Origin of the sequence: Synechococcus sp. R50.1 (assembly GCF_047462115.1) — a bacterium.
Taxonomy (GTDB): Bacteria; Cyanobacteriota; Cyanobacteriia; order Thermostichales; family Thermostichaceae; genus Thermostichus.
The window spans coordinates 1-16,703 of the sequence record NZ_JANSIN010000055.1; the positions used below are offsets into that span (position 1 = coordinate 1).

Sequence of the window (16,703 nt, forward strand, 5' to 3'; positions counted from 1 at the left end):
GGTAGTAATCCGTACTGAACATATTATACATTATTTTCAGTATAGTTGAGCTTATTATTGACTAGAGTCATGCTCCTCTGAGGAGCTAGCTAAGAATCTACCACTTTCGGGGATCGGTAGCGGCAAAATGGAAAACTTTCTGAAAGCTGTCTGGTGTAAAGTTTTGCTGGGGATGGTCAGCAGGCGTTAACATTCCGTAACTCTCTGTGTCCCGTCCTGGATCCCCCAGGTTTCATATACTAAGGGGCAGGAGTGGCAGAGGGTGAGGATGACTCCCCAGAGTTGGCTGGTGGATGCAATCTGGCTGGACTACCGCTTGGCAGTGGCGCTGACGGTGGTGATGCCATTGCTGCTGCTGATTTGGGCTTTTGCGGTGGGGTTGCGGCCCTTGATTCAGCTATTGATCGTTTATTGGCGGGTATCGAGCCTCTTGGCGGTGACGGTGTACCTGATGATTGGGGGCCTGCCCGTCAGCTTTCTCAGTGGAGCAATGGCGCGGCTGTTGATCTTGGTTTGTCTTTGGTTTTGGCGGGACTGGAGTGCTGCTCTCGAGCAGTCGAGAACCTGGGCGGCGCGAGCCTTTTTGCTCTGGCGGTGGGGCCTGACTGGTTATATGGGGGCCGGGATCCTCTTTTCGGGGGCCTTTGTGCCCTGTGCTTTCCGCACTTCTCTGCCAGAGGAGTGCCGGGCTTGGTTTGGGCCACCGCTGGGGTTTCGGGAGATCTTCCATCCCAATGTATCGCCGGAGCTGCTGGGGAGCGTGGGGGCCTGGGGGCTGGTGGCCTACCTGCTCTACAGCCTCTACTTTGTCTGGCGGCTGCGACCCGGAACTGATAAGGGGGAACTGGAAGCATGAGGGCCCTGCCTTGGCCCTTGGCCTTGGAGCGCTATAGCCAAGACCACCCGCAAGAGGTGCTGCGGGTGGAGGTGGAAAGCGAGGGAGAGTCTGATCTGGTGCTGATCTACCGCGGCTACAGCAGCTCCTTGCGCCGACCCACTCCCCCCGATCCCGAAGCGGCGGTGATCCCTCCCCAGGCCCGCTTTTTGCAGTTGGAGCGCTTGGCTGCCCCCTATCACCCCGATCGCTCACGGGTTCTGGCTGTCTATCGCAACTGGGGAGAGCTAACAGCATGGCTGGCCCAAGAAGGGATCCCAGTGACGGAGTAAGGGATCCCTGGCACCTACCGCCCCACAGGACTGGGTTGCCGCTGGAGGATGGTGTATTCTGCCGGCTGCAAAAGCGAACGTCCTGTCATTTCGGGGGGCTGAGGCAGGCCCAAGATCTCCAGCAGGGTGGGGGCCACATCAGCCAAAGTGCCGTTGGAGCGCAACTTGACATCGCCGCCACAGCCGGGGATTTTGCGCCTTTCCCCCTCCACCAGAATGCAGGGAACGGGGTTGGTGGTGTGGGCCGTCCAGGGGTTGCCGTTCTCATCCCACATCAGCTCTGCATTGCCATGATCCGCCAGGATCAAAGTAGTGCCTCCCGCATCTACCACTGCCGCCAGCAGCCGGCCCAAACAGCGATCCACCGTTTCCAGGGCGCGGATGGTGGCTTCGTAGTTGCCAGTGTGACCTACCATGTCGGGGTTGGCATAGTTGAGCACCACCAGGCCGTATTCGCGGCGGGCGATGGCCTCTATCGCCTTGTCGGTCACTTCCACTGCCGACATCTCCGGCGCCTGGTCGTAGGTGGTCACTAGCGGGCTTTGCACCAGGATGCGATCTTCGCCGGGGAAGGGCTGCTCGATGCCGCCGTTGAAGAAGTAGGTGACATGGGCGTATTTTTCCGTCTCGGCAATGCGCAATTGCTTGAGGCCGGCCTCGCTCACCACTTGGCCCAGCAGGTGATTCAGGTTCTGGGGCTTGAACAGCACCTGCACCGGCAGATCCGCCTCGTACTGAGTCATGGTGATGAAGGTGAGAGCCGGCAGCAAGGGGCGTTGAAAACCCGAAAAGTCTGGGCAGACAAAGGCTTGGGTAAGTTGGCGGGCGCGATCTGGGCGGAAGTTGAAGAAAAGCACCGCATCTCCCGGCTGCACAGCCCCCGGAGCCAGGCGGGTGGGCGGGATGAACTCGTCTGTGAGATCCTGGGCATAGAAAGCTTCCATCACCTCCGCGGCGCTTTGTCCACGGCCAGGGCCGTCTTGGGTCATGATCTCGTAGGCCTTTTGGGTGCGCTCCCAACGGCGATCCCGATCCATGGCGTAGTAGCGTCCGCTCAGGGTGGCGATGACGCCATTGCCCAGCCATTGCAGCTCTTTTTCCAGGGCGGCCAGAACCCTGGCACCATCGCGGGGCAAGGTGTCGCGGCCATCGGTGATGGCGTGGACATAGGCCGGAATCTCAGCCTGGGCCGCCAGCTTGAGCAACCCATAGAGATGGTCGATGTGGGAGTGAACCCCCCCCTCGGAGCAAAGGCCAACGAAGTGAAAACGGCCCCCTCGCTCTCTGAGCTGGCGACAAACTTGCATCAACAAGGGATCCTGGAAGAGGGATCCTGTCTCTATCGCGTCGCTGATGCGCACCAATTCCTGCGGCACCACCCGCCCTGCCCCCAAAGTCAGGTGCCCAACTTCAGAGTTGCCCATCTGTCCTGCCGGCAGGCCCACGGCCCGACCCGAAGCTTGCAGCAGGGTGTGGGGATAGGCAGCCCAAAGGCTATCCAGGACAGGGGTTTCCGCAGCCAGCACCGCGTTGCCATCGAGAGCATCCCGATAACCCCAGCCATCCAGGATCACCAAAACCACAGGTGCTACCGATTGCGAATCCATGAAATGGCCTCTCGTTTTATTTAAGACATAATACCAGCCCAGGCAACACGATACCGGATCTTACATTTGCGCTCAAGATTTCAGTATTATCAATCTTCTTTTGAGAGGATAAGGAAGTGCCTGCACAGGCAGGATGGAGTCTTTAGAGCCAACTCCTATGGACAACTGTGCTGCGGTCAAGAGTATTTCTGCGGATGAAATTGCAGATGGGATCCTCAGGGGCTGGGCTGCAACCGTTTGCGCAGAGACTCCGAGCGCCGCTTAGCAATGGCATTTCGGGGATCCAACTTCAGGGCAGTTTCGTAAGCTTCCAGGCTTGGGCCATAGAGATTTTTCTTCTCATAGGCATGGGCCAGATTGTTCCAAGCAGTTACATAACCGGGATCCGCAGCCACGGCATCCTTGTAGTAACGGATGGCCAAGTCGTACTGCCCCTGGCTGAAGTAGGCAAAACCGAGGGCGTTGCAGACGGGGGGAATGTTCTCCCCGGCCACTTCTAGGGCTTTTTTAAGCTGGGCAACCGCCTGGTCGTAGAGGCCTTTTTGCAAATAGACGCTGCCCAACTCGTAGTGCTCCTGCGGGGATCCCTTGCCTTTGCTCAGGCGGGGCTGCAGCTCACGGATGACCTTTTCCTGGGCCCGTACCCGCAGCACCTCCCGCAGGACAAAGAAGCCCGCCACGCCGAGGATACTGGCCAGAGCCACCAAATACAGGAGGGGAACGTTAACGCCCATTTTGCTTGATCCACTTGCCTGTGATGGGTCTTGCCGGCGTCACGCCTGGAGGTGAGCCTCGATAAACCAAAGATCTTTGTCAATCTGGCGCGAGATCTCGGTGAACAGGTCTGCTGTGTCGGCATCCCCCAGTTCGGTGGTGCGGTCAATGTTGCGGCGGACGGAAGCTGCATATTGAGCGTAGCGGGCTGCCAAAGCCTGCAGGTGATCCCGACCCTCTTCAGCGGCCAGATCGTACTCCGGCAAGGTGGAGGTTTGGGCAACGATGCGAGCCGTGCCGCGGGCGATGCCCCCCAGCGCCGTAACCCGTTCCGCCAGCATGTCCACGTAGTTTTCCAGGGTGCTGGCAAAAGTGTCGAACATCTCGTGCAAGGCGATGAAGTGCATGCCTTTAACGTTCCAGTGGGCCTGTTTCACCTGCGTCTTCAGATCCAACGTGTCTGCCAAGGACTGGTTGAGCAGCTCCACCAGTTGCGCGCGAGCCTCTGCCGGCAAGTCGATCCGGGTGGGGTAGAGACGGGTTTTCTCGGCGGTAACCATGGCCAACCTCCTAACTGTGTTTCCATTATCGGGGATCCGCTTCGGCTTCCCAACTGAGCCCATGGTAACACAAACTCAAAATGAGTATGAGTTAGGAGGAGTCTATAGAGTTACTTACCGATGCAGAAGCGGCTGAAAATCTGATCCAGCACTGATTCCGAGATCTCCTCGCCGGTGATCTGGCCAAGGGCATGCAGGGCGCCCCGTAGGTCGATGCTCCAAAAGTCCAGGGGGAGCTGAGCTTGGATGGCCTGCCCCACCTGTTCCAGGCTGGCTTGGGCTTGTTGGAGGGCAGCGGCCTGCCGCTGGTTCAGGCTTATCTCCAGATTGGGCTGGGGACGTCCCTGGGTGACAAGCTGCTCCAGGGCTTCTTCCAGCTCCGGGATCCCTTTCCCTTGGGCGGCAACGGCGGGGACGCGGTGGGCAATCTCGGGGGGGAGAGGGATCCCCTCTGGCGGGGCGAGGTCGGTTTTGTTGATCACCAGGATGAGGGGGCGATGGCGGACAGACTCATAGATGGCGGCGTCGGCAGCCGTCCAGCCCGCTTGGGCGTCGATGACCAGCACCAGCACATCGGCAGCCTGGGCTAGGCGTTGGGAGCGCTCCACCCCCAGCCGTTCCACCGGATCTTCGGTGGCGCGGATGCCGGCAGTGTCCAGCAGTTGAACGGGGATCCCTTTCACCACCAGGTGGGATTCCACCACGTCGCGGGTGGTGCCGGGCAGATCGGTGACGATGGCCCGATCCTGTCCTGACCAAGCATTGAGCAGGCTGGACTTGCCCACATTGGGCCTCCCGACAATGGCCACCTTCACCCCGGTGCGCAGCAGTTGTCCCCGTTCTGCCGTGGCCAGCAGGGCTTGCATCTGGGCTTGAATAGCTTGGAGCCGGGCCTGCCAAGCGGCAACATCCAAGGGGGGCAGATCCTCTTCAAAGTCGAGGCGAGCCTCAATTTCTGCCAACAAACCCAGCAGCTCCTGGCGCAGGGCGCGAATGGATCCCCCTAACTTACCCTGCAAGCCTGCTAGGGCCATCCGGGCCGCCTGAGGGGAGCGGGCCGCCACCAGATCGGCCACACTCTCGGCCTGGGTGAGGTCAATGCGGCCATTCAGAAAAGCGCGCAGGCTAAACTCCCCCGGCTGAGCCAGCCGCGCCCCCTGCCGCAGGCATTGTTGCAACGTGGCCTGAACCACCATGATGCCACCGTGGCAATGCAGCTCTGTCACATCTTCGCGGGTGTAAGAACGGGGGGCCTGCATCCAAACGGCCAGCGCTTCGTCTAGGATTTGGCCTTTCTCATCGTGGATCCAGCCGTAGAGGAGCCGATGGCTCTCCCAGACTGCGTTGCGGCGGGCAGGGGTAAAGATGGCTTGGACAATGGGAAGGGCTCGTGACCCGGAAAGGCGCACAATCCCCACGCTGCCCTGTTCAGGCACTACCGCAGTGGCAATGGCAGCGATCGTATCGGCCAGGGGCGCAGTCGGATCCATCTTGAATGAAGCCCTGAGGGAGTTCGAGCAGCCGTTGGATTACAGATCGGCATCCACCGATTACCAAAAAACTGGGTTTAAAGCCCTGCCCTTCTAGGACGACTTTTATCTCGTTAGACCTGCGCTAAAGTGTGCCCATGCGCGTTCCAGAAGCCAAGCTCCTCAACGGCACAGCCCAGCAGTACCAAGCCTTGGACGAGGCCATCCGCACTGCCCAGTTTATCCGCAACAAATGCCTGCGCCACTGGATGGATAACCAGGGGGTTGGCAGAGCTGCCCTCTATGCCCTCTGCAAGAACTTGGCCAGAGAGTTCCCCTTCGCCCAGAAGCTTAACTCCTCTGCCCGACAAGCCAGCGCGGAGCGAGCTTGGTCTGCCATCTCCACCTTCTACCGCCGCTGCCAGAACCAGGAAGCCCAAAAAGGCTGTCCCCAGTTCCAGAAACACTGTCGCTCTGTGGAGTACAAAGTCTCCGGCTGGAAGCTGGCAGCAGATAGGATGTCCCTCACCTTCACAGATGGCTTCCAAGCAGGCACCTTTGCTCTGTATTGCAACGGCGAGGTGCGGCAGGACATCCTCACCCTGAAAATCAACCGGTGCGGGTGGTGCGGAGAGCCGATGGCTACTACGCCCAGTTCTGCCTGGACGTGGAGCGTCAGGAGCAGGTGGAGTCCACCGGCCAGGTGGCGGGGCTGGATGTGGGCTTGATGCACTAACAAGGTAGAGTGCCCCAAATTCTTGCGTCGTGCCAAGAGGAGGTTGAAGCGACACCAGCGGAGGTTAAGTCGGAAGTATAGGAAGGGGATCAAACCCCAATCTAAGAACTACCCAAAGCAGAGGAAGCGACTGGGCAAGGTGCATCTCAAAGTCCAGCGCCAGCGCAGAGACTGTGTCATCAAGGTGACCCGGTGCGTGGTACTCGCCTACGGCGACGCGGAGCGCTTTGTCTCACGACATTGTGGCGTATGAGGACTTGCCGGTGCGCAACTTGGTGAGGAACCACCACTTGGCCAAGGCCATTCGCGATGCCAGTTGGAGTTTATTCACCGGATGGCTGGACTATACGGAAAGGTCTTCAACGAATAAAGGCAGCCAGATTTCTTAGGGCTTCGTTGTCCATCCAGGAAGGGGGCACAGGACGTCATTCATAGATAGAATCCGAGCCATCGTAGCTACGGGGATCCCGCTGGTACTTCATCAAGGCTTGAAGGGTATCTCGGGGTGGAGTAGAACCGCGCAAGTCCTTCAAAGAGAGGGAAATGTTGGGAGCCGACAAGGTGGCACCGCCCACATGACAATTCGAGCAGGCGGACTGAAAACGATTTTTGACATCCTTGACATACTCCCCTGCCCAAAGGCAGGAGATTCTGGTTCCTGGCTCTGCGACAGCACTTACCGTGTTGGGCTGCCCCTCTACGACAGCGGTGCTCATCTCCCCAGGCATTCCCCCTTGCGGGGCAGTTCCCTAAACCCAGTTTTCTTGGTAAGGATGAATGCGAGCCGCCACCGGACTGGCCAGCCCCAGCCACAACAAGGCCAGGATCCCGACCTAGGCCTAGAGGCGAGACGGGATCCGCCATCTCATAGGCAACTTCTGATCCAGATGCGGCATTAGAGATAGGCTGATAGGTCGCTGTGGCTTTCGCTCTTGGTACCACCCCAGCCGGGAACGGTCTTGGCCTGCACCAGAATGTAGCCCGCAATCAGCTTCAGATCCTCGTCGGTGAGGTTGCGCAGACGTGGATACTCACTGGTGAGCTGGGTGTTGGGGTGATACTCCAACAGAGACTCTACCCCGTCATAGGTGACTGGATTCTTGATGTAATCCACAATCGCCAGCACATTATCCCGTGGGGGAGTTGCCCCCTCCAGATCCGAAAGCTTCAAGCTCACATCCGGGTTGGGATAGGTCTGGCCGCCCACATGGCACTGGGCGCATGCGGTGTTGAATAGCTTCTTCCCTTTGGCCAACTGGGCTTCGGTAAAGGTAATAGACTCAGTTGGCGACAGAGCCACCGCAGGAATATCCTTAGCTGCAAACACTGGAGCCAGACCCCAGCCAAACCCAGCCATCAACGCAGCCAACAGCAGGACAAGCAACCGACGACGCGCTGGCGCAAACACCTTCTGAAAAGAAAAAGCTTTGCTAAACATGGTTCTCCGTAGATCAGCCTAGAAAGAGGAGAGGTGGGCTCCACTCCAGCCACAAACCCGACAACAGGATCAAGAATAGACCATTAAGAGATCATTTGCAGATGGGATCCGGGATAGTTTTCCAATGGTTCCATTTGCCTTTGGTGTTAAGTTTGATTACGGAGCTATGGCCTGTTGGGAGTCTGTTGGCCGAGAGCTGACTTGGCCACAGCCCAGTCGAGAGAACTGAGCAGGTAATGAGCAGGTAATATAGAGCTTGGCTTGCTTGCCTGGCAACCTCAGAGCAGGAGAATACGGCAGACTCCGTTCCAGGTTTTCCCCATGTCCTCTATCCGATTCCAGCCGTTGCGGGTGGCTTTCACCTGTGCGGATCCCAGTCAAGTGCAAATGCCCGTTGCCGATTTGCTGGCGGCCTTGCCGGCCTCACCGCTTCTGACCTACACAGACCCGGAAGCAGCGGACTTGCGGGTAGAGCTGTTGCCCGATGCCACTTATCACTTTTACCGGCGGGGGGAAGAGGTGGCTCTGGCGGCCTTCCGGATCCCGGTGAAGAAGCTACTGGCCCTGCCTCGCAAGCTGGTGCGGCTGTTGGAGCACGTGGCTGCTTTTGGTAATCTTTTGAACCTGCAACCTGCCAGCGATGCGCTGAGCAGCATCTTGGAAGTGGAATTTCTCCAACTGGAAACCCCGGCCAGCAGCTCTGCCCCTGCCGAAGTGAGCCCTCTGCCGCGGGATCCCCAAGGGAAAGTGCAAATCCAAGCAGGCCGCAACCTGGCCATTGCCTTGAGAAACAGAGCCCCCACTCCAGTGCATGTTTATGTCACCGTCTTTGACGAGCGGCGGTACAGCGTGGATTTGGTTTACCCCTATCAACCAGATCTGCCTGCCCGTTTACGCCCCAACGAGAGCCTGCTGATTGGCTCTGGCCCCCGCTACCTGCTGCAGATGCAACTGCCAGAAGGAACAGACGTAGCGGTGGATCGCTTCAAAATCTGGGTCAGCAGCACCAGCATGCAGCCAGGCATTATGGTGATGCCCCCTCTGGGGCAACGGCTGGAGCCCCCCTCCGAGGATCCCTACGGGGCCGGATCCCGTCTAGATCGAGAGGTAAGGCTGGCCGTTCTGGGCAAGGCAGGCAGCACTCCCATGCCGGCTTTTGCCGAGGATCCCTGGTGGTGTATGGAACAAGCCGTCAAGATTGTGGCCTGAGCTGATGCTCTCTGGGACTTTTTCAGACTTTATGGAGATGGCTCTTCAGGATCCCATCAAAGGTAGCCTCAACCTCGTCAACACCGATCACTGACAGATGATAGAGGGAAGAAAGACTACTTCTTATATCCTGGCTAACATCAGTTAAAACCATGAAAGCTTGGCTTCTCTGAAGACCGAGTTCATCAGCGATCCTGGAGTATTTCTGTATTTTATCTTGGTACTCACCTGTCTTCGATTCCACCCAGTAGAATTTATCATTGATATGGAAGAAAAGATCCATCTCAAAATCAGCCCCGTTCGACAAAGTAACTTGGGCATTCGCGATGTAAGAGAAACTGATCTCTCCCGTGTGAGCTGCAGTAAGGCGAATCAGCTTGTCCCTGACATATCTTTCCAGCCAGTTCCCTGCCAGAAAATTCAGCGCCTGAGGCGACCTACTGGGTCTCGCTACCAAAAGGCATCTGGGCGCCTTAAAGTATCTGTACTCTTCCAAAAATGCGATGCCGTGTAACTCCTTAGCAACTTGGCAAGTTGAACTGATTACTTGTGGAGGTTCGTCTCTAAGGTTTAGGGAGAAGGAACTCCCGCTATTCATATTTGATTTAATCGTTCCATAAAATCTTTTAATCGAAGAGTATCGGCTGCCCATAAAGGTAGCTATTTGATCTAGCTTTCCCTCTTTCTCTCCCACAGCTATGCTTTTTATCTTTATGTTTTTTGAGTTTAAGAACGACTCTATCTTTGATATATCAACAGTAGCTGTCCCATCTTTATCTCTTGGCACGTCGTCTATTGGCTCAGGATCTGGTGCTTTATCAATAACCTGAATAGCCTGATCATTCTGGGAGTCCTGATCTGTAGTTTGAAATATCTCTAATCCGTGAGAATTTTGAAGAGCAACCTGTAGTTGCTGATAAGTATATTCGGTTTCTTTCACTAAGTTTTCCAGGATGACTTGCTGATTGTTTAGCTGCTCATCATGTTCAGCTAACTTTACAGATATAGCCTGTAGAAGGTCTCTACTCCAATCTTGTAGCAAGCTTTGACAGTTATCGGCAAGGCGAAATTTAAACTCTTCAAGATTATCTTGGGCAGCCTGTAACTTTTGAGAGATTTTGTCTGCCAATCTTTCGCTCAATTTGATTAGCGCTTTGTTCGCGTCGTTGAGTTCTTGGCTGTGTTGGCTTAGCTGTGAAGATATCTCTCTGATAATCTCTCGTTTCCAGATCTCCAGTTTAGGATTTGCCCCATACTGGCGAGCAACGTAAATACCTGCCGAGAAACCAATAGCTACCCCAATCAATAAAACCAAAACTAAGTCCATCAGATGCTCCTGCCCTTCATTACCGTTACTTTTCTTTCAAGACAACAAGGGATCCCAGCCAGCCTTGCTGAAGAGCCTCTTGAGCAGGAGTCAGCTCAGGCAATACCTCCAACCTATAGACATCAGGCCGAGGGGGATCCAACGGGATCCAAAAGTGTTTCAACTGGTCCGCTTGAAAGACGCTTAAACAGATGATCTGGTGGGGCTGATAGGCTGTCAAGCGTTCTGTCAGGTTGGCGGCGCTCACCTTGAACCCATCCAGGGCCACCAGCTCATCGCCGGCCCAGATGCCTGCTTTTTGCGCCGGGGATCCCATCTCTACTGCGCTGATGCGATTGCCCTCGCCGTTGAAATTGAGGCCCAGGTATGGGATGGGGTTGGGGCGGCTGAAGTGGGCTTTAAGGGTGAGGCCAAAGGGGTGTAGGTAAGTGTTGTAGTCTAGCTCTTCCGTGCCTTCCACATAGGCTGCGAAAAACCGGCCAAGATCGGCACCAGCTGCCCGCTCAAACGCCTCCCGCAAGTCTTGGTCGCTGTAGCCCTTCCCTGACCGACCAAAGCGCTGCCACAGATCCTGCAAAGCTGTATCCAGGGATCCCTGACCGCCGGAAAGGTGGCGAATGTGCAGATCCAGCAGCCAACAGACCAAAGCCCCTTTTAAGTAATAAGAAACCTGGCTGTTGAGGGTGTTTTCGTGGGGGCGGTAGAGTTTGATCCAGGTGTCGAAGCTGGACTCCCGCAGCGATTGCACGGCCCGGCCCGGAGTACGCTGCAAGCGGCCAATCTGTTCGGAAAGAACTTTTAAAAAATCGCCGGCACTGAGGATCCCTGCCCTCAACAAGATGACATTTTCGTAGTAGCTGGTCGCTCCCTCACAAAACCACAGGCATTCCAGATAGTTTTCTTGGTTGTAGTCGATCTTTTCCAATGCCAGCGGACGCAGACGCTTGACATTCCAGGCATGAAACAACTCGTGGGCCAGCAAAGACAAAAAGCGCCGATAGGACTCCGGCTGATGCAGCTCCAGCCCAGAGTAAAGAAGGGTGGTGCTGTACTTGTGCTCAAGGCCACCAAATCCTCCCGGCGACAAATGCACAATGAACCAGTAGCGGTCGTAGGGTAGCCCACCGAAAAACGCGGCTGTGGTTTTGACAATCGCCTTAGCATCAGCGACAGCCCGCTCCACATCCAGAGTGCCCGCCCCCCAAACCACAAAGTAATGGGGGATCCCTTCCACCTCAAACGATTGCACTCGATGTGGACCCACCTCCACCGGGCTATCCACCAGCTCGTCATAGTCCTCTGCCACAAAAGACTGGCCGGAAGCGGGATCCCCAGAAGAGGAGATCAAAGGCCGCAAACTGGTGGCGATGTGCCAATCCGGCTTGGGGGGGATCACCGTCAAAGTGTAGGGTTCCCGCTCGCGACCGGGCACGTAGAGGAAGAGCGCTGCCCCGTTGAAATAGGCGTGGGTCAAATCCAGATGGTTCGTGCGCACCGTCAGCTCATAGGCATAGACCCGATAGCACACCTTCACAGCAGAAGAACCCGGCGGATCGATTTGCCAGGTATTCTTATCCACCTTCCGCCAGGCCAAAGGGATCCCTTGCTCAGTTGCCGCCTGAAACTCCTGCACATGACGGGCATACTCCCGCACCAAGTAGGATCCCGGCGTCCACACCGGCAGTCGCAGCCGCAAAGGCACCTCTGGATCCACCTCTTGGATCTGCAGTTCCACCTCCAGCAGGTGATTGGCCGGATCCGGCATCCGCACTGTGAAATGCTGGCGGCTCAGTTGAGAAGGTGCAGCAACGATAACCTCTGGGATCCCCATAGAACCCACCCTACCCTCTACTGCCAAGGGCTGGCGCAGCCCCCAGCGGCAATGGCTCCTATCCTAACCTCTGCCTTTGGCTGGAGAGCAGCAACGAGACTTAAAAATGTAGCGCGTGCTACAAAGATACCTAGGCAGAACCTTCTACTTTAGGGTAAATCTTGGTATCCTCGTAAATTCTGAAGTCAAGGGGTTGCAACCTAGCCTAATGCTTCTAGATTGATCTTAATAGGTTGATCTTAGGTATAAACTGACCTTAAAAGGTTGATGAGTATGGCGGTGGCCGTAGCGGAAAAATCTCTGATCACAGCCTTCAAGCAATTGGGAGGCCCTCACCATCCTCCGGTTATCGAAACGTTTGAGCGCGGGAAGACCATTTTTTTTCCAGGGGATCCGGCGGAGCGGGTTTACTTTTTGGTGAAGGGAGCCGTTAAGCTCTCGCGGGTCTACGAAATGGGAGAGGAAATCACAGTTGCCCTCCTGCGCGAAAACAGCATCTTCGGCGTGCTCTCCTTTATCACGGGACAGCGCTCCGACCGCTTTTATCACTCGGTGGCTTTTACACCTACCGAGTTACTCTCTCTGCCGATCGAGCAGGTGGAAAAATCCTTGCAGGAGAACGCCGAACTGGCCATGTTGCTGGTTAAAAGCCTGTCGTCCCGCATTTTGCAAACGGAGATGATGATCGAGACACTGGCTCATCGCGACATGGGATCCCGTCTGGTCAGCTTTTTGTTGATTCTCTGTCGCGATTTCGGGGTGCCTGGCCCAGATGGGGTCACCATCGATCTCAAGCTGTCTCACCAGGCCATTGCCGAGGCCATTGGCTCAACCCGCGTCACCATCACCCGCCTGTTGGGAGAGCTGCGCAAGAAGAAGTACATCTCCATTCACAAGAAGAAGATCACCGTACACGACCCGATGCGGCTGAGCCATCGCTTTGCCTAGAAGGAAGAGGAGAACACCTCCTGAGTAGCACCTTGCCCAGGCAAACCCCGCTCGACGGCTGGTTGAAGCTCTGGCCGGCCTATGTTCAATCTACTGCTGCAGCCTTGAAGAATCTCTGTGCCCGAAGGACAGACTTAAAGTTTTCTGGAAGCTGACCGGATCGCGGGCAAAAACCTACTAGTCTATGGGGGGATCTGGCTTTGGCCAGAGCTATCTAGCCAATTGCTGAGGTGTAACTGTGGAAACGGCCATCGAGTGGATTACCGCCCATGAGATCCTCGACTCGCGAGGGCGTCCCACCCTAGAAGCCCTGGTGGGTCTAGCCAATGGAGCAACGGGCTTGGCGCAGGTTCCCAGCGGTGCCTCGACCGGTACCTTCGAGGCCCATGAGCTGCGGGATGGGGATCCCAAACGCTACGGCGGTAAGGGCGTGCTGAGGGCGGTGGAAAACATCCTTGGCCCCATCCAGTCGGAGCTGCAGGGAGAAGATGCCCTCAACCAAGCCCGTATTGACCAGTTGCTGATCGACCTGGACGGCACCCCCAACAAGTCCCGCCTGGGGGCCAACGCTATTTTGGCAGTTTCTCTGGCGACAGCCAAAGCGGCTGCGGAAGCAGTGGGCTTGCCTCTTTACAAATACCTGGGGGGGCCCTTTGCCAACCTGCTGCCGGTGCCGCTGATGAACGTGCTCAACGGCGGCGCCCACGCCGACAACAACGTCGATATTCAAGAATTTATGCTTGTGCCCATTGGAGCGGCCAGCTTTCGCGAGGCGCTGCGCTACGGGGCTGAGGTGTTTGCGGTACTAAAACAAGTGCTGCAGCAGAAGGGGCTGTCCACCGGTGTGGGGGATGAAGGGGGGTTTGCTCCTGATCTCGACTCCAATGCGGCGGCTTTGGATCTGCTGATGACGGCTATTGAACAGGCAGGCTACAAACCGGGAGCAGATATCGCCTTGGCCTTGGATGTGGCCGCCAACGAGCTGCTGCAGGATGGGCAATATCACTTTGAGGGCAAAGCCCACAGCGCGGCTGATATGGTGGCTTACTACCAGCAACTGCTGGCCAACTATCCCATCCTTTCCATTGAAGATGGGCTAGCGGAAGAAGACTGGGCCGGTTGGCAAGCCATGACCGCTCAACTGGGATCCCGGGTACAGCTGGTGGGAGATGACCTGTTTGTAACCAACCTGACCCGCCTGCAAAAGGGTATCGACAGCGCCGCCGCCAACGCCATTTTGATCAAGCCCAACCAAATCGGCACCCTGACGGAGACCGTCTCGGCCATCCAATTGGCAGTTCAAGCCGGCTTTCGCACCATCATCAGCCACCGCTCTGGCGAGACGGAAGACACCACCATTGCCGACTTGGCGGTGGCCACCCGTGCCGGGCAGATCAAAACCGGATCCCTCTGCCGCAGCGAGCGCATTGCCAAGTACAACCAACTGCTGCGCATCGAAGACGAGCTGGGGGAAGCGGCAGTTTATGCCGGTCGGGTGGGCCTGGGTCCTAGAGCTCGCTAACTTCCCGTTCCGTCCCAGGGGATCCCTAGCACCTGCACCAAAAAGGCCCAGCGGTCGGCAGCTTCCTCAATCAGCTTGCTGGTGGGCTTGCCGGCCCCGTGCCCTGCCTTGGTGTCGATGCGGATGAGGATGGGCTGGGATCCCCCCTGGGCTGCCTGCAGGGCAGCGGCAAACTTGAAGCTGTGGGCGGGCACCACCCGGTCGTCGTGATCTGCGGTGGTGATCAGGGTGGCGGGATAGGCAGTGCCGGGCTTGAGGTTGTGCAGAGGGGAATAGGCGTAGAGGGCCTTGAATTCCTCCGGGTTCTCCGGGGATCCGTACTCGGAGATCCAGGCCCAGCCGATGGTGAACTTATGAAAGCGCAGCATGTCGAACACCCCCACTGCCGGCAGGGCCGCTGCAAACAGCTCCGGCCTCTGAACCAGGCAGGCCCCCACCAGCAGGCCGCCATTGCTGCCGCCGGAGATGGCCAACTTGGCGGGGTTGGTGTAGCCATGGGCTATCAGCCACTCGGCAGCGGCAATAAAGTCGTCGAACACCTTTTGCTTGTTGAGCTTGGTGCCCGCCTGGTGCCACTCTTCTCCGTACTCGCCGCCGCCGCGCAAATTGGGCTGGGCGTAAACCCCTCCCATTTCCAGCCAGGCCACCAGACCCACTGAAAAGCTGGGGGTAAGTGAGATGCCAAAGCCACCGTAGCCATACAGCAGGGTGGGGTGATCCCCTGTCCGAGTCAGGCCACGGCGGTGGACGAGAAACATGGGGATGCGGGTGCCGTCTTTGCTGGTGTAAGACACCTGCTGCACCTCGTAGGCCTGGGGATCGAAATCCACCTGGGGCTGACGGAACAGGGTGCTGGTGCCGGTGGTGAAATCGTAGCGGTAGATGGTGGGTGGGGTGGTGAAGCTGGTGAAGGTGTAGAAGGTCTCGGTGTCGTAGCGCTTGCCGCCAAAGCCGCTGGCGGATCCCAGCCCGGGCAGCGGAATTTCTCCTAGGTAGGTGCCGTCTAAAGCAAAGGTCTTGATCTGGGTGTGGGCGTCTTTGAGGTAGAAGGCCACCAACTGATTGTGGATCAAGCTGATCCCTTGCAGGGTTTCTTCCGCCTGAGGGATCACCTCTTGCAACTGCTCAGGCTGCTGGAGGTCAACGGCCACCACCCGCCGGCGGGGAGCACCCCGATCGGTGAGCAGCCAAAATCGGGATCCATCGTTGCCGATAAAGCTGTACTCCGCCTCAAACTCGCGGATGAGCTCCACCACGGGGGACTGGGGATCCCGCAAGTCTTTGTAGAAGATGAGGTTTTTGGGATCCGTGCCCCGCCAGACGGAGATGATGAGGTAATTCCCATCTTCAGTAACCCCGCCGGCAAAGCCCCACTCTTTTTGGTCGGGGCGGTGATAGACCAAGACATCTTCTGACTGGGGGGTGCCCAGGCGGTGGTAGTAGAGCTTCTGGAAGTAGTTGGCGCTTTCGTATTCGCTGCCGGGGGCCGGTTCGTCGTAGCGGCTGTAGAAAAATCCTTGTCCATCCAGCGTCCAGCTCGCCCCGGAAAACTTGACCCAGCGGAGGTGATCCGGCAAATCCTCGCCGGTTTCGATGTCCCGCACCTTCCATTCTTGCCAGTCGGAGCCGGAGCGGGAGAGACCATAGGCTAAATACCGTCCAGCGTGCTCCGCACCGCTGTCGCGAGCGCGGCTGATGGCAATGCCCGCTAGAGCCACCGTGCCGTCTTCCGAGAAGGTGTTGGGATCCAGCAAAACCCGCGCCTGGCCCTCTAGACTTTCTTGGGTGTAGAGAACGCTCTGGTTTTGCAGGCCGTCGTTTTTGAAGTAGAAGTAGCGGCCCCCTTCTTTGAAGGGCTGGCTGTATTTTTCATAGTTCCAGAGCTGGGTCAGGCGTTCTCGGATCCGCTGCCGGGCTGGGATCTGCTGCAAGTAGTTAAAGGTAAGGTGGTTTTGCGCCTCAATCCAGGCCCGCGTCTGCTCCGAATCCAGATCCTCCAGCCAGCGGTAGGGATCCGGCACCGGCTGCCCGTGGTAGATGTCCACAACAGTGGGATCGGGATAGCTGGGCGGGTAGTTGAGCATGAGACCTAAGCGCTAGAGCATGACTCTAGTCAATAATAAGCTCAACTATACTGAAAATAATGTATAATATGTTCAGTACGGATTACTACCA

Annotated in this window: 17 protein-coding genes; 8 read left to right on the plus strand and 9 right to left on the minus strand. The window is 57.1% G+C overall.

Annotated features, from left to right (window positions below):
• Positions 1 to 268 precede the first annotated feature (268 nt).
• Entirely contained in the window at positions 269 to 856 is a 588-nt protein-coding gene (locus NW870_RS11390; protein WP_011434226.1) for a DUF3177 family protein, read from the plus strand.
• Positions 853 to 1,167 carry a hypothetical protein gene (locus tag NW870_RS11395; RefSeq protein ID WP_414330481.1) on the plus strand — a complete coding sequence of 105 codons (315 nt, stop codon included), beginning with the start codon at positions 853 to 855 and terminating at the stop codon, positions 1,165 to 1,167. Before NW870_RS11390 ends, NW870_RS11395 begins: the two co-directional genes overlap by 4 nt.
• 14 nt (positions 1,168 to 1,181) lie before the next feature.
• On the opposite strand, the gene gpmI is transcribed toward NW870_RS11395, so the two are convergent.
• From gpmI to mnmE, 4 genes are all read right to left on the minus strand, one after another.
• Positions 1,182 to 2,774: a 2,3-bisphosphoglycerate-independent phosphoglycerate mutase gene (gene gpmI / locus NW870_RS11400; protein ID WP_414375362.1), complete on the minus strand. Its 1,593-nt coding sequence runs from the start codon at positions 2,772 to 2,774 to the stop codon at positions 1,182 to 1,184.
• Positions 2,775 to 2,989: 215 nt separating this feature from the next.
• A complete protein-coding gene (locus NW870_RS11405) occupies positions 2,990 to 3,508 on the minus strand; it encodes a tetratricopeptide repeat protein (RefSeq protein WP_011434229.1) in 519 nt (172 codons plus the stop codon).
• A 39-nt stretch (positions 3,509 to 3,547) separates the two neighbouring features.
• A complete protein-coding gene (gene dps / locus NW870_RS11410) occupies positions 3,548 to 4,048 on the minus strand; it encodes a DNA starvation/stationary phase protection protein Dps (protein WP_414330477.1) in 501 nt (166 codons plus the stop codon).
• Between the two features lie 110 nt (positions 4,049 to 4,158).
• Positions 4,159 to 5,538, minus strand: coding sequence for a tRNA uridine-5-carboxymethylaminomethyl(34) synthesis GTPase MnmE (mnmE, locus tag NW870_RS11415; protein ID WP_414375363.1), 1,380 nt, complete (start codon positions 5,536 to 5,538; stop codon positions 4,159 to 4,161).
• 137 nt (positions 5,539 to 5,675) lie between these two features.
• Here mnmE and NW870_RS11420 point away from each other — a divergent pair, with 137 nt between their 5' ends.
• Genes NW870_RS11420 through NW870_RS11430 form a run of 3 tightly spaced genes read left to right on the plus strand, consistent with a single transcriptional unit; the run spans position 5,676 to position 6,642 of the window.
• Positions 5,676 to 6,245, plus strand: coding sequence for a hypothetical protein (locus NW870_RS11420; protein WP_414357024.1), 570 nt, complete (start codon positions 5,676 to 5,678; stop codon positions 6,243 to 6,245).
• A 51-nt stretch (positions 6,246 to 6,296) separates the two neighbouring features.
• Positions 6,297 to 6,506 (plus strand): hypothetical protein, encoded by a 210-nt coding sequence (locus tag NW870_RS11425; protein WP_414375369.1) that lies wholly within the window; start codon positions 6,297 to 6,299, stop codon positions 6,504 to 6,506.
• Positions 6,481 to 6,642: a hypothetical protein gene (locus NW870_RS11430; RefSeq protein WP_414357019.1), complete on the plus strand. Its 162-nt coding sequence runs from the start codon at positions 6,481 to 6,483 to the stop codon at positions 6,640 to 6,642. Before NW870_RS11425 ends, NW870_RS11430 begins: the two co-directional genes overlap by 26 nt.
• Before the next feature lie 36 nt (positions 6,643 to 6,678).
• Here NW870_RS11430 and NW870_RS11435 read toward each other — a convergent pair whose 3' ends face one another.
• Together NW870_RS11435 and psbV are read right to left on the minus strand one after the other, a co-directional pair.
• A complete protein-coding gene (locus NW870_RS11435; RefSeq protein ID WP_414357017.1) occupies positions 6,679 to 6,969 on the minus strand; it encodes a hypothetical protein in 291 nt (96 codons plus the stop codon).
• A 179-nt stretch (positions 6,970 to 7,148) separates the two neighbouring features.
• On the minus strand, positions 7,149 to 7,691 hold the full coding sequence (gene psbV, locus NW870_RS11440; protein ID WP_414375364.1) for a photosystem II cytochrome c-550: 543 nt from the start codon (positions 7,689 to 7,691) through the stop codon (positions 7,149 to 7,151).
• Positions 7,692 to 8,012: 321 nt separating this feature from the next.
• Between psbV and NW870_RS11445 the strand changes: the two genes are divergently transcribed.
• Positions 8,013 to 8,900 (plus strand): hypothetical protein, encoded by an 888-nt coding sequence (locus tag NW870_RS11445; RefSeq protein ID WP_414375365.1) that lies wholly within the window; start codon positions 8,013 to 8,015, stop codon positions 8,898 to 8,900.
• Positions 8,901 to 8,922: 22 nt separating this feature from the next.
• On the opposite strand, the gene NW870_RS11450 is transcribed toward NW870_RS11445, so the two are convergent.
• On the minus strand, positions 8,923 to 10,227 hold the full coding sequence (locus NW870_RS11450) for a hypothetical protein (RefSeq protein ID WP_414357013.1): 1,305 nt from the start codon (positions 10,225 to 10,227) through the stop codon (positions 8,923 to 8,925).
• 25 nt (positions 10,228 to 10,252) lie between these two features.
• Positions 10,253 to 12,058, minus strand: a complete 1,806-nt coding sequence (locus NW870_RS11455) for a M61 family metallopeptidase (RefSeq protein WP_414375366.1) — start codon at positions 12,056 to 12,058, stop codon at positions 10,253 to 10,255.
• Positions 12,059 to 12,331: 273 nt separating this feature from the next.
• Here NW870_RS11455 and ntcA point away from each other — a divergent pair, with 273 nt between their 5' ends.
• Both ntcA and eno read left to right on the plus strand, forming a co-directional pair.
• Positions 12,332 to 13,006, plus strand: a complete 675-nt coding sequence (gene ntcA / locus NW870_RS11460) for a global nitrogen regulator NtcA (RefSeq protein ID WP_011434093.1) — start codon at positions 12,332 to 12,334, stop codon at positions 13,004 to 13,006.
• Between the two features lie 238 nt (positions 13,007 to 13,244).
• Complete coding sequence (gene eno, locus NW870_RS11465) at positions 13,245 to 14,528, plus strand: phosphopyruvate hydratase (RefSeq protein WP_011434092.1); 1,284 nt, start codon at positions 13,245 to 13,247, stop codon at positions 14,526 to 14,528.
• On the opposite strand, the gene NW870_RS11470 is transcribed toward eno, so the two are convergent.
• Positions 14,525 to 16,612, minus strand: coding sequence for a prolyl oligopeptidase family serine peptidase (locus NW870_RS11470; RefSeq protein ID WP_414375367.1), 2,088 nt, complete (start codon positions 16,610 to 16,612; stop codon positions 14,525 to 14,527). The genes eno and NW870_RS11470 overlap by 4 nt on opposite strands.
• Between the last annotated feature and the right edge of the window lie 91 nt (positions 16,613 to 16,703).